This window comes from Streptomyces odontomachi (genome assembly GCF_024435355.1).
GTDB lineage: Bacteria > Actinomycetota > Actinomycetes > Streptomycetales > Streptomycetaceae > Streptomyces > Streptomyces odontomachi.
Window position 1 is genome coordinate 39080 of record NZ_JAMJWG010000022.1, and the last position, 12529, is coordinate 51608.

General features: G+C 72.6%; 11 protein-coding genes. 5 read left to right on the forward strand and 6 right to left on the reverse strand.

What is annotated here, in order from left to right; all coding sequences use genetic code 11:
• Nucleotides 1–22 precede the first annotated feature (22 nt).
• The gene (locus tag NQO67_RS34080; RefSeq protein ID WP_255954260.1) at nucleotides 23–1522 is read right to left on the reverse strand and encodes an SCO1417 family PLP biosynthesis transcription factor; all 1500 of its coding nucleotides are present in this window, start codon (nucleotides 1520–1522) and stop codon (nucleotides 23–25) included.
• Between the two features lie 394 nt (nucleotides 1523–1916).
• Here NQO67_RS34080 and yczE point away from each other — a divergent pair, with 394 nt between their 5' ends.
• The 4 genes from yczE to NQO67_RS34100 all read left to right on the forward strand — a co-directional run bounded on the left by yczE (nucleotide 1917) and on the right by NQO67_RS34100 (nucleotide 5594).
• Complete coding sequence (gene yczE, locus NQO67_RS34085) at nucleotides 1917–2558, forward strand: membrane protein YczE (RefSeq protein WP_255954389.1); 642 nt, start codon at nucleotides 1917–1919, stop codon at nucleotides 2556–2558.
• The gene (locus NQO67_RS34090; protein WP_255954261.1) at nucleotides 2555–3322 is read left to right on the forward strand and encodes a glycerophosphodiester phosphodiesterase family protein; all 768 of its coding nucleotides are present in this window, start codon (nucleotides 2555–2557) and stop codon (nucleotides 3320–3322) included. Before yczE ends, NQO67_RS34090 begins: the two co-directional genes overlap by 4 nt.
• Nucleotides 3323–3577: 255 nt before the next feature.
• Complete coding sequence (locus tag NQO67_RS34095) at nucleotides 3578–4942, forward strand: MFS transporter (protein ID WP_255954390.1); 1365 nt, start codon at nucleotides 3578–3580, stop codon at nucleotides 4940–4942.
• Nucleotides 4943–5219: 277 nt separating this feature from the next.
• Nucleotides 5220–5594 carry an RNA polymerase-binding protein RbpA gene (locus NQO67_RS34100; protein ID WP_099500427.1) on the forward strand — a complete coding sequence of 125 codons (375 nt, stop codon included), beginning with the start codon at nucleotides 5220–5222 and terminating at the stop codon, nucleotides 5592–5594.
• A gap of 186 nt (nucleotides 5595–5780) precedes the next feature.
• Here NQO67_RS34100 and fxsA read toward each other — a convergent pair whose 3' ends face one another.
• The 4 genes from fxsA to NQO67_RS34120 form a co-directional block, all read right to left on the reverse strand.
• Nucleotides 5781–6353 (reverse strand): FxsA family membrane protein, encoded by a 573-nt coding sequence (gene fxsA, locus NQO67_RS34105; RefSeq protein ID WP_255954263.1) that lies wholly within the window; start codon nucleotides 6351–6353, stop codon nucleotides 5781–5783.
• Between the two features lie 60 nt (nucleotides 6354–6413).
• Entirely contained in the window at nucleotides 6414–7205 is a 792-nt protein-coding gene (locus NQO67_RS34110; RefSeq protein WP_255954264.1) for a polyprenol monophosphomannose synthase, read from the reverse strand.
• A gap of 536 nt (nucleotides 7206–7741) precedes the next feature.
• The gene (locus tag NQO67_RS34115; protein ID WP_255954265.1) at nucleotides 7742–9367 is read right to left on the reverse strand and encodes an amidohydrolase; all 1626 of its coding nucleotides are present in this window, start codon (nucleotides 9365–9367) and stop codon (nucleotides 7742–7744) included.
• A 341-nt stretch (nucleotides 9368–9708) separates the two neighbouring features.
• Entirely contained in the window at nucleotides 9709–10149 is a 441-nt protein-coding gene (locus NQO67_RS34120) for an Lrp/AsnC family transcriptional regulator (RefSeq protein ID WP_255954266.1), read from the reverse strand.
• 238 nt (nucleotides 10150–10387) lie between these two features.
• Here NQO67_RS34120 and NQO67_RS34125 point away from each other — a divergent pair, with 238 nt between their 5' ends.
• The gene (locus NQO67_RS34125) at nucleotides 10388–10819 is read left to right on the forward strand and encodes a hypothetical protein (protein ID WP_255954267.1); all 432 of its coding nucleotides are present in this window, start codon (nucleotides 10388–10390) and stop codon (nucleotides 10817–10819) included.
• 451 nt (nucleotides 10820–11270) lie between these two features.
• On the opposite strand, the gene NQO67_RS34135 is transcribed toward NQO67_RS34125, so the two are convergent.
• The gene (locus NQO67_RS34135) at nucleotides 11271–12509 is read right to left on the reverse strand and encodes an acyl-CoA dehydrogenase family protein (protein WP_255954270.1); all 1239 of its coding nucleotides are present in this window, start codon (nucleotides 12507–12509) and stop codon (nucleotides 11271–11273) included.
• Between the last annotated feature and the right edge of the window lie 20 nt (nucleotides 12510–12529).

Genomic DNA, 12529 nt, shown 5'->3' on the forward strand with positions numbered 1-12529 from the left:
ACGCGGGCCCGGCCCGCCGCTGTCACGCCACGAACGTCCTGGGCAGCTGGGAGGGACCGCTGACGCCTTCGGCCACCAGCCGAGTTGCGGCGACCAGTCGGGCCACCGCCTCATCGGCCACCGCCCCCGAGACCGTGAACGGCAGGCGTACGTAGCCCTCGAAGGCCCCGTCGACCCCGAAGCGCGGACCGGACGGCACCCGCACGCCGACCTGCTCGCCCGCCTCGGCGATCCGGGATCCGGACAGGCCGCCGGTGCGCACCCACAGCGTGAGGCCGCCGGAGGGCACCTCGAACTCCCAGTCGGGCAGCTCCCGGCGCAGGGCGGAGACGAGGGCATCGCGGTTCTCGGTGGCCTGGGTGCGCCGGGCCGCCACGGCGGACTGCCAGCCGTCGGTGCTCAGCAGCCAGTTCACCGCGAGCTGCTCGAGCACGGGGGTGCCCAGGTCCGCGTAGGCGCGTGCGGCGACCAGACTGCGGATGACGTCGGGCGCCGCACGCACCCAGCCGATGCGTAGACCGGCCCAGAACGCCTTGCTCGCCGAGCCGAACGTGATCACCGTCGAACCCGCGGGGTCGAAGCTGCAGACCGGGCGGGGCAGGGTGAGGTCCGGGTCGAGGCACAGCTCGCTCATGGTCTCGTCCACGACGAGCACCGTGCCCGCTGAGCGCACCGCGTCGACCATGCGGCGCCGCTGGTCCTCGTCGGCCAGGGCACCGGTGGGGTTGTGGAAGTCGGCCACCACGTACGCCAGCCGGGGCGCCGCGTCCCGCAGCACCTGCCGCCACCGCTCCAGGTCCCATCCGGTCAGGCCCTCCGCCATGGCGACCGGCACCAGCCGGGCGCCCGACTCGCGCATCAGCTGGAGGATGTTGGCATAGCTCGGGGACTCCACGGCGATGCGCTCGCCGCGGCCGGCGAAGAGATGGCAGATCGCGTCGGTCGCCCCCATGCCTCCGGTGGTGACCATGATCTGTTCCGGCATCGTGGGCACGCCCCGCGCGGTGTAGCGCTCGGCGAGCAGTGCGCGCAGCGCGGGCAGGCCGGCGGGGTAGTCGCCGTGGGTGTGTGCGTACGGTGGCAACTCCTCCAGGGCGCCCTGGACGGCACGGGTGAGCCAGGGCTCGGGTGCGGGAAGGGAGGCACACCCCAGGTCGATCATGGAACCGAGCGCTTCGGGCGGCAGCGGCTCCAGACCGCGGGCGGGCAGCGGATTGCCGGCCGGCACCGCGGTCCAGCTGCCCGCGCCCCTGCGGGACTCCAGGAACCCCTCGGTGCGCAGCGCCTCGTACGCGGCGGCGACGGTGGTGCGGCTGACGGAGAGCGCAATGGCCAGCTCGCGCTCGGCAGGCAGCCGAGCGGCCACGGGGATGCGGCCTTCGAGCACCAGCACCCGGATGCCGTCCGCCAGCGCACGGTACGCGGGCGGTTTGCGGGTGCCGGGGCCCGCGGGCCGGGGCTGCTGGGAGGTGAGCAGCCGGGCGAGGTGCGCCACCCCCACCGCCGAAGTCCACCCTGCCATCCGAACCAGTCCACCTTCCTCGAATTGGCCCTGGAGCGTTCCATTTCTCACGCCACAGAGTGACACGAACCGGTCCACTGACACCAACGGAGGTCCACTCTTGTCCCATATACCGGAAACCCCCCAGCCAATCGCGTCGACCGGCTCCCTCACCCCGGCCGACCCGACCGACCCACCCAGCTCGACCAGCACGACCAGCACGACCGGCTTGACCGACCCCGCCGCCCCCGGCGTCCGCGCCGACCCCACCGACCGCGCCGAGCCGCCCGGGTCGGACGCCGCCCCGGCTCGCGCCGCGCCACCGCCCGCCGCCGAACCGTCCGCCACCGAACCGCCGGCACCCGGGCAGGTCCCGTCCTCCCGGGCCGCTCGGGCCCTACATACCGTCCGCGGGGTGCGCCTGGCCCGGCGCCTCGTGCAGCTGTACGTCGGTCTGACGCTGTACGGCGTCAGCTCCGGCCTGCTCGTGGCGGCCGGCCTGGGTCTCGAACCGTGGGGCGTGCTGCACCAGGGGCTCGCCAAGCTGACCGGAATCCCGATCGGGACGATGTCGATCCTGGTGGGGATCGTGATCCTGCTGCTGTGGATCCCGCTGCGGCAGCGTCCCGGCCTGGGCACCGTGTCCAACGTGTTCGTGGTCGGCCTGGCGATCGACGCCACGCTCGCACTGGTGCCCACGCCGCACCCGCTGGCCGTCCGGATCGCGCTGATGGTCGCCGCGATCGTGCTGAACGGCGTGGCGACCGGGCTCTACATCGCCGCGGACTTCGGCCCAGGGCCGCGCGACGGGCTGATGACGGGACTGCACCGGCGCACCGGCCGCTCGATCCGCCTGGTGCGCACCGCCATCGAGGTGGCCGTGGTGGCGGGCGGTTTCCTGCTCGGCGGCACGATCGGCGTCGGAACGCTGTTGTACGCGCTGGCCATCGGCCCGCTCGTGCAGCCGTTCCTCCGTCTCTTCGCCGTCCGGCCGGCATCCTCCGGCAGCACGGTCGTGGCCAAAGGGTCACCGGAAAGCGCGATACTGCGATCGTGAGCACCCATCCCCGCCATCCGTTCCTGGACCACCCGGGACCGATCCCCTTCGCCCACCGCGGCGGCGCCGCCGGCGGCCTGGAGAACACCATGGCCGCCTTTGAGCGCGCGGTCGACACGGGCTACCGCTACATCGAGACCGACGTGCACGCCACTGCCGACGGCGTCCTGGTGGCGTTCCACGACGCAACGCTGGACCGGGTCACCGACGGTGCCGGGCGCATCGCCGAGCTGCCGTGGAGCGAGGTGCGCCGGGCGCGCGTGGCGGAGCGCGAGCCGGTACCGCTGTTCGAGGAGCTGCTGGCCGCGTTTCCCGAGGTGCGCTGGAACATCGACGTGAAGGCCGAACCCGCGCTGCTGCCGCTGATCGAGCTGATCGGCCGCACCGGCGCCTGGGACCGGGTGTGCGTGGGCTCGTTCTCGGAGGCCAGGGTGGTCCGGGCGCAACGCCTGGCGGGCCCCAAGCTCGCCACCTCGCTGGGCACCCGCGGCGTGCTCGGGCTACGGCTGCGCTCCTGGGGGCTGCGCGCCGGGCTGCGCCGCTCCGCGGTGGCCGCCCAGGTACCCGTGGAGCAGTCCGGGGTGCGGGTGGTCGACCACCGCTTCGTGCGTACCGCCCACGCACAGGGCCTCCACGTCCATGTGTGGACCATCGACGACCCCGGGCAGATGCACCGGCTGTTGGACCTCGGCGTGGATGGCATCATGACCGACCACACAGACACGCTGCGTGCGGTCCTCGAAGAGCGGGGCGACTGGGCCTGACGCCCGGCCGCCCGGGGCGGCGCACGCACGGGGGCACCAGGCGCGGAGGACGGGGCAGGCGTTCCGGGCCGTACGCGCTCGCCCCACGAGGTCAGGGAAGGCGAGGCGCGGGTGGGCGACGACTCCCTGCGGCCCGTACCGGCCGCCGAAGCGACCGGCACGGCGCGAGGCGACGGCACGGCACAGGTCAGCACCGCACAGCACGCCGGCACTACGCCGGGCGGCAGCAGGCGGGGCGGGACGGCGTCGGCAGCGGTGGCGCCGGACGGCGATGGGCAGGAGCGCGCGGCGCGCCGGCGGCAGCAGCGCGGCTGGTACTTCTACGACTTCGCCTGCTCCGTCTACTCGACCAGCGTGGTGACGGTGTTCCTGGGGCCGTACCTGACCGAGGTGGCGAAGGCGGCGGCCGACCAGGACGGTTACGTGCACCCGCTGGGCCTCTCCGTGCGGGCCGGTTCCTTCTTCGCCTACTGCATCTCCGCCTCCGTCGTGCTGGCCATCGTGACGATGCCGCTCACGGGCTCCGCGGCCGACCGCACCGGGCGCAAGAAACCGCTGCTGGGGGCTGCCGCGTACCTGGGCGCGTGCGCGACCGCCGGCATGTTCTTCCTCGACGGCGACCGCTACCTGCTCGGCGGTGCGCTGTTGATCGTCGCCAACGCCTCGCTCGCCGTGTCGATGGCCCTGTACAACTCCTACCTGCCGCAGATCGCCACACCGGAGGAGCGCGACGCGGTCTCCTCGCGCGGCTGGGCCTTCGGCTACGCGTCGGGGGCGCTGGTGCTGCTGCTGGATCTCGGGCTGTTCACGGCACACGCCCGGTTCGGCGTCTCGGAGGGCGTGGCGGTGCGGATCTGCCTGGCGACGGCGGGGTTGTGGTGGGGGGCGTTCACCTTGGTGCCGCTCGCCCGGCTGCGCGACGCCCGCGCCGGCGCACCTTCGGCACCCGGCAGCGCGGCTCCGGACGCGGGCACCGCCGAAGGCGGCTGGCGGCAACTGGCGACCACCTTGCGTGACATGCGTCACCGCCCGCTGACGTTTGCCTTCCTGCTGGCGTACCTGATCTACAGCGACGGCATCCAGACCGTCATCTCCCAGGCCTCCGTCTACGGCTCCGAAGAGCTGGGCCTCGGGCAGTCCACGCTGATCACTGCGGTGCTGCTGGTGCAGGTGCTGGCGGTGGGCGGCGCCCTGACGATGGGGCGGCTGGCCCGCGCGTACGGCGCCAAGCGCACCATCCTGGGGTCACTGGTGGCCTGGACGGCGACCCTGACGGCCGGCTACTTCCTGCCCGCGGGCGCGCCCGTGTGGTTCTTCGTGCTGGCCGCGGGGATCGGTCTGGTGCTCGGCGGCACGCAGGCGCTGTCCCGCTCGCTCTTCTCCCACCTGGTGCCGCGCGGCAAGGAGGCGGGGTACTTCTCGGCGTACGAGATGAGCGACCGCGGTCTGGCCTGGGTGGGTCCGCTGCTGTTCGGACTGACGTACCAGCTGACCGGCAGCTACCGTGCCGCGATCCTGTCGCTGATCGCCTTCTTCGTCCTGGGCTTCGCGCTGCTCGCCAGGGTGCCCGTGCGGCGGGCCGTGCGGGAGGCCGGCAATCCGGTACCCGAGCGGATTTAGCAACCGGGGACAAATCCCGGTAGTGTACGCCGTTGGCCTGCCAGACGGACCGTTACTGCGCGTCAAAGTAGCAGAAACGCTGGGTGACATCTCGCGTCAGACGTGACAAACCGGGCGGTGGCGGGTACGGAATGTTTTGACAGTGTCTGAACAAGGCTACGACTACGACGGCGATGCATGACCCTGAACGGGAATCTTTACCGCCGACCGGACGTTGACCGTACGACGACGACAGCGACACCTGTCCTGTGGGCATCAAGCCCGGGAGGCACGATTCATGAGTGAGCGAGCTCTTCGCGGCACGCGCCTCGTGGTGACCAGCTACGAGACCGACCGCGGCATCGACCTGGCACCGCGCCAGGCCGTGGAGTACGCATGCGAGAAGGGACACCGCTTCGAGATGCCCTTCTCGGTCGAAGCGGAGATTCCGCCTGAGTGGGAGTGCAAGGTCTGCGGGGCCCAGGCACTTCTGGTGGATGGCGAAGGACCCGAGGAGAAGAAGGCCAAGCCCGCTCGTACGCACTGGGACATGCTGATGGAGCGGCGTACCCGTGAGGAGCTCGAAGAGGTCCTCGAGGAGCGGCTCGCCGTACTGCGTTCCGGCGCCATGAACATCGCCGTTCATCCGCGCGACAGCCGCAAGTCAGCCTGACTCGCACCAGACGAGTAGACACACAGCCGCGGGCCGTGACCTCAGGTGTCACGGCCCGCGGCTGTGTGCTGCAAGCGATCATGAACGGCTCACCGCGCGGCATCACCGTCCACGACGTCCGGCGAAAGAAGCATCCGGCGGCGCAGCGGAACCGGACGGGCGGCGCGAGTGGCGTCCGTCACAGCCTCAGGGATTGAGCGGTGGACGCGGACCCGAATCGTCCGGCCCTGAATCGCCGGGGCGCCGTTCCTCATCGTCGCGGACGACCTCACCCTGCACCACGTTGCCGTCCGACCGGTGCTGCCGTACCTGCTGGAACGGATCCGTCCAACCCGGCACCGCGGCCCTCACCCGTCGCTCCACCAGCCGGCTGACCGCGCCGCGCACCGGCCGTAGCAGAAGCAGCAGCCCGAGCACGTCCGAGAGGGCGCCGGGCAGGATCAGCAGCAGCCCGGCGACGATCAGCAGACCGCTGCCCCCTTGCTCGTCCGGCGCCGGCTCGCCGCGCTGCTGGGCCTGAAGCGTCCGGCTGAGCCGCTGGAACGCCCGGCGCCCGGTGCGCCGGATGACCACGACACCGCACACGATCCCGGCGAGCAGCAGCAAGAAGACCGTGCCACCGCCGGCGGCTCCCGCGATCAGGGTCAGCAGCCAGATCTCCAGGACCAGCCACACCGCCACCGCCAGCGGCAGGAAGGTGCGCATACGCGAACGCCTGGGGCGTGCCGGAGGCGTCGGGGGCTTGGTGCCAGTCGTCATGCTTCCAGTGTGCCTGCCCGGGAGCCGCTGCCGCCCCGGACCCCGGGGATACGCCGGGGATCAGGTACGGCGCCCCAGCAGCCGGCCCAGCCGCTCCGCAAGGCCCCAGGCGGTGACCCGCCACAGCGCCTCGACGAAGATGTCGCGGCTCATCTTGGAGTCGCCGCGGGTGCGCTCGACGAAGGTGATGGGCACCTCGACGACATGGAACCCGGCCTTGACCGAGCGGCGGGCCAGGTCGACCTGGAAGCAGTAGCCCTGGGAGGCCACGTTCGCCAGGCCGAGCCCTTCCAGGGTGGTGCGCCGAAAGGCGCGGTAGCCGCCGGTGATGTCCCGCAGGGGCATGTCGAGCAGGACCCGCGAGTAGATGCTGCCGCCGCGGGAGATCAGCTTGCGGTGCGTGGGCCAGTTGACGACCCGGCCGCCCGGCACCCAGCGCGACCCGAGCACCAGGTCGGCGCCGCCGCCGAGCGCGGTCAGCAGCCGCGGCAGCTCCTCGGGCTGGTGGGAGCCGTCGGCGTCCATCTCGACCAGCACGCCGTGGTCGCGCTCCAGACCCCACCGGAAGCCGGCCAGGTAAGCGGCGCCGAGGCCTTCCTTCCCGGTCCGATGCAGCACGTGGACCCGATCGTCCTCGGCGGCGAGCTCGTCGGCGAGCTTGCCGGTGCCGTCGGGGCTGTTGTCGTCGACGACGAGGACGTGCGCCTCGGGCACGCTGGCGCGGACCCGGCCGACGATGGACCGGATGTTCTCGGCCTCGTTGTAGGTCGGAATGATCACCAAGGCCGTGCCGAGCGAGCCGGACCGGCCCCCACGATCACGCGCCGTGGCGGTCCCATCGCCGTCGTTCACAAAGTGCCCCTTCGTCTCACATGCAGGGGACCACCTTAATGGCCGGCGCCCGTGCCAGCGCGGCGGCACGGCACCGCGGCACCGCGGTGTGTCCCCGGGTGCGAAACGGGAGGCGGATTGGGCCCGGCGCCCTTCGGGCCGACCTGGCGCCCGCTGGCTGCGGATCGACGACAAGCCGTTGTCTACTGAGCGTCCGGGCCCCATCCGTGCCACTCTCCCCGGCTCACACGGAGCAGGGGGACGCCCCACCGGTCGGCACGATCCCTCGCCCGGCGTGACGCGGGCGCTGGGCCTGGCTCCCAGTGGTGGTACGCCGGCGCGGCACACCACCCATGACCCAGCGGCGCCACACGGTGCGCGGGCTCCCCGGCCGGACGTCCGGCGGTGGACCCGGCCGAACCTACCGGCCGCCGACGGCGTGCTGTCAACAGCCCGCCCAGCTGCGGAGATTTCCGGCCTCTCCCGGTCAAGTCGGAGGATACGCAGGTCGCCGGCGGTGCGACGGACCCTGGCCGACGCCGCACCGTCCCGCTACATCACTCGTGTGGCCGCACGAAGATCGTCCGCCCGGACACCACCGTGCGCAGGCAGACCGGCAGTTCGCTCGCCGGGTCGAGTTCGGGCAGGCCTGGCGTCTGGGAGCGTGGGTCGGTCGACCAGCGTGCGAGGCGCTCGTCGGGCACCCGGACGGTCAGTTCCCCGGTGCGCCACACGGCGTAGTCGGCCGGGGCGCCAGGCACCAGGACACCGGCGTCGTCCCGGCCGACGGCCCGCCAGCCGCCGCGGGTGTGCGCGGTGAAGCCGGCCCGCACCGACACCCGGTGCTCCGGCGTCCGGTGGAAGGCCGCGGCCCGGATCGTCTCCCACGGTCCGAGCGGGGTGACGGGACTGTCCGAGCCGAAGGCGAGCGGGACCCCGGCACGCAGCAGCGCCGCGAGCGGGTTGAGCGTCCGGGCCCGTTCGGCGCCCAGACGCTGCACGTACATGCCGTCGGTGCCGCCCCACAGCGTGTCGAAGACGGGTTGCACGGAGGCGATGAGACCGAGTTCGGCGAAGCCGCCGATGGTGTCGGGGGTGAGCATCTCGGCGTGCTCGACGCGGTGCCGGGCGGCGCGCACCCGGTTGAGCCCGACCCGCTCGGCGGCGGCACGCACCCCCTCGGTGACGGTGGCGACGGCCGCGTCGCCGATCGCGTGGAACCCGGCCTGGAGCCCTGCCTCGGTGCAGGCGGCGACATGCGCGGCGACCTGGTCGACGTCGAGGTAGGCGGTACCGGTGTGGTCGGCGTCGGCGTACCTGTGGTGCAGGCAGGCGGTGTGCGAGCCGAGGGCGCCGTCCACGAACAGGTCGCCGGCCGCGCCGAGCGCTCCGAGCTCGCGTACCCGTGCGACGTCCTTCTCGCCGGTCACCGGCTCCGCCCAGTACCCGAACACCCGGGGCCCCGGCTCCGCATGGGCCAGGTCCAGCAGTCCGGCGAGGTCGTCCTCGCTGGAGATCTCGGGCCCCGCGCACTCGTGCACGGCTCCGATGCCCAGGGCGGCGGCCCGGCGCAGGGCGGCCCGCTGGGCTTCGGTGCGCTGCTGCGGGGTGATCGCGGCGTACGCGGCGGCCCTTACGGCGTGGTGGGCATCGCGGGTGAGCGGGCCGCCGGCGCTGAAGCCGGCGCGGTGCTGGATGCCGGGCACCAGGTCGAGCAGGGCGGTGGTCACGACGGCCGAGTGCACGTCGATACGGGACAGGTACAGCGGACGGCCGCCGGTGGCCTCGTCCAACTCGGCCCGGCTGGGCGGCCGCCCGCCGGGCCAGCGGGCGGCGTCCCAGCCGTGGCCGAGCAGCACCCCTGCACCGGGGCGCGCGGCAGCGTGCGCGCGCACCCGCGCGAGACAGTCGTCGAGCGTGCCGGCGCCGGTGAGGTCGAGGCCCGTGATGGTCAGGCCGGTGGACGTGGTGTGCACATGCGCGTCGGTGAACGCGGGCGTGACGAGGGCCCCGTCGAGATCGACGACGTGGACGGGGCCCTCGAGGTCGTCGGCCAGCGATGCGGCCGCGCCCTCCGGGCCGACCCAGGCCACCCGCCCGTCGTCGACGAGCATCGCGGTGGCACGGGGATCGGCGGGGGTGTGGATGCGGCCCCCGCGCAGCAAGGTGGTGCGGTGCGTCATGCGCCCAGTCTCCTCGCCCGAGCACCGCAGCCCGCCGCGGGGCGCGCCCGGCACGCAGCCGGCGGGGTCCGGGCGAGGGAGAGCGGCGCCGGTCGAGGTGGCTGCCTAGGGGGTGTCTGACACATGAGCGCGGGAGAAGGAGCGTCGTCTGGTGCGTGCGATCGCAAGGCGCCGAAGCGCCCTCGATGGGGGTCCCCCCTGTTCGAGCGAAGCCGAGAGCTTGGGGGAGGAATCACGTGGGCGCTTCGGCAAGGCGGCTGGGGGTGCCTCCCACGCCCTTCAGGGCAGTGGGGGAGTGCGTGCCAGACGACGCGACGCCGCGGGCATGTGTCAGACACCCCCTAGATCCTGGGCGGGCGGGACTCGTACGGCGTCGAGAGCACCACCGTCGTCCGGGTGGAGACGCCGGCGAGGGAGCGGACCCGGGCCAGGATGTCCTCCAACTCGTAGGGCGTGGCGACGCGTACCTTGAGGATGTAGTTCTCGTCGCCGGCGACGCTGTGGCACGCCTCGATCTCCGGGACCACGGACAGCCGGTCGGCGATGTCGTCGGGCGCGCTGGCGTCGAACGGCTTCACGGAGATGAAGGCCGTCATCGGCAGGCCGACGGCCTCGGGATCGACGACCGCCGTGTACCCGCGGATGACCCCGCGCTGCTCCAACCGGCGTACCCGCTGGTGCACCGCCGACGTGGACAGACCCGTGGCTTTGCCAAGGTCCGTATAACTCATCCGCCCGTCTTCGACGAGCAGCTGTACGATGCGTCGATCCAGCTCCTCCATGGCGCAAGAACCTACAGTGCGCTCCGCACCCACGGGAACTTCGCCAGCGAAGCGCCTCGATGACCGGCAGGGGGTAAAAGGGCCAGGTCCGGGGAGATCCGGGGAGCTGTGATGAAAACCACAGTGTTCGAGGCGTGTGGGTGGGCATGCCGCGATTTTCCTGCCGCCGCGTGGGAAATGCTTCGTGTGGTCGAGACCACAGCGGCTCATCGGCCCACCCAGAGGGGGATACATATTCATGCAAAGTCCGAAGTACCCGGGCCGCCTTGCCCGCACCGCGCACCAGGACACCGAGTCCGCGTTCGAGGCCGTCCACGGGCCTGATCCGGAAGGCGACCCGGCCGACTCCGACGACACCTTCGACACCTACCGCGTGGTCTGCCCGGACTGCGCCCAGTCGATCGCGTTGCTGGCGGACGAGGACGTGCTGCCCGAGCACGCGCTGTGCCCCTCGGCATGGGACCCGTTCGGTCTCCAGGTCTGCGCGGGCACCGGTCGCCCGTCGGTCGACGCGCTCGCCGCGGACGCCGACGGGGAGGAAGAGCCGGAAGCCGCACTGCTGTTGACGCTCCCCCAGGGCCTCGACTGGCGCACCCAGCCGTTCTCGCACGTCGGCGGCCCCGGCTCGCGCCCCATCCAGGTGCCGCAGATCCGGCGCCCCGCGGCCTGACCCGTGGAACCGGCCCGGCCGTCTCGGCGGGCCGTACACGCAGGATGCCGTGTTCCGGGCCAGGTATCCCGATGCGCACCGGCACGTGGATCAGCCCGTGGCCGGATCGGTGAACTGAGAGACGAATCGACCGGGCGGTGACCTGACCGCCCGTGTGGGCGTTGGCCGGGTATGACCGTTTCCACCCGGCCCGCGACCGGCCGTCGCCTCCTGGTCCCCGTATCCGCAGAATCGGTTCCGCACCTGGCCCGTCTACCCCAGCCCGATCCGCCGATCTACCACGCCCTGCTGCGCAGTTGGGCCGAGCGTGGCAAGACCCTGCCGGGGCGCCACGACCCGGAGTGGGTACGGCTCGCGGCGCCGCCGACCGCCTTCGCGTCACCGCGCGCCCTCACGCCCCCGGCGGTCCGCTCGACGCCGGATCCCGCGCGGCCGGCGGCGGCGCCCGTCCTCAGGACTCCGGACCGACGAGGTGGCGGGCGATGACCACCCGTTGGATCTGGTTGGTGCCCTCGACGATCTGGAGCATCTTCGCCTCGCGCATATAGCGTTCGACGGGGAAGTCCGCGGTGTAGCCGTATCCGCCGAGGACCTGTACGGCGTCGGTGGTGACCTTCATGGCGGTGTCCGTGCACAGCAGCTTCGCCATGGCGGCCTGCCGTGCGAACGGCCTTCCGGCGTCGCGCAGTCGTGCCGCGGCGAGGTACAGGGCGCGGCCCGCCTCGACGGCGGTGGCCATGTCGGCGAGCAGGAAGCGCAGGCCCTGGAAGTCGGCGATCGGCCGCCCGAACTGCCGCCGCTCGACGGCGTACGCCAGCGCCGCGTCCAGCGCCGCCTGGGCGAGGCCGACCGCGCAGGCGGCTATGCCGAGCCGCCCGGAGTCCAGCGCGGACAGCGCGATGGTGAAGCCCTGTCCCACCTCGCCGATCCGGCGCGCATCCGGCACCCGCACGCCGTCCAGGTGGACCTGCGCGGTGGGTGAGCCCTTCATGCCCATCTTCCGTTCCGGGGCCGCGGCGGAGAGACCCGACGCGTCACCCGGCACCAGGAAGGCGGTGATGCCCCGGGCGCCGTCGTCCGACGTCCTGGCCAGCACCGTGTAGAAGTCCGCGATGCCACCGTGGGTGATCCATGCCTTGGTGCCGGTCAGCGACCATCCCAGGGCGCCTTGGGCGTCATCCGGAACCGGCGGCCGGTCCGGATCCTGCGGTTGCTCCGAACGGGTGGGCACCGGCTCGCGCACCGCGCGGGTCCTCAGCCCCGCGGCATCGGAGCCGGAGGCCGGCTCGGACAGGCAGTAGGCGCCGAGCAGCCCGCCGCCGAGCATGGCCGGCAGATGCTCGGCGCGCTGCTCCTTGGTGCCGAAGGCGGCCAGGGCGTGGCAGGACAGGCTGTGCACGCTGACGCCGAGCCCGACGGTCAGACGGGCGGCGGCGAGTTCCTCGAGGACTTGGAGGTAGACCTCGTACGGCTGGTCACCGCCGCCGTACTCGCTGTCGTAGGGCAGTCCGAGCAGGCCCGCTTCGGACAGCAGGGTGAAGGTCTCGCGAGGGAAGCGGCCGGCTTCTTCCTCGTCGGCTGCGTGGGGTGCGATGTCGCGGCGGATCAGGTCACGGACGAGCGAGAGCAGGTCACGTGCCTCGTCGGTGGGTAGCTGACGGTCCACCGGCTGCGGGGCGAAGTCGGACATGGCGGCGCGGTCCTCCCTGT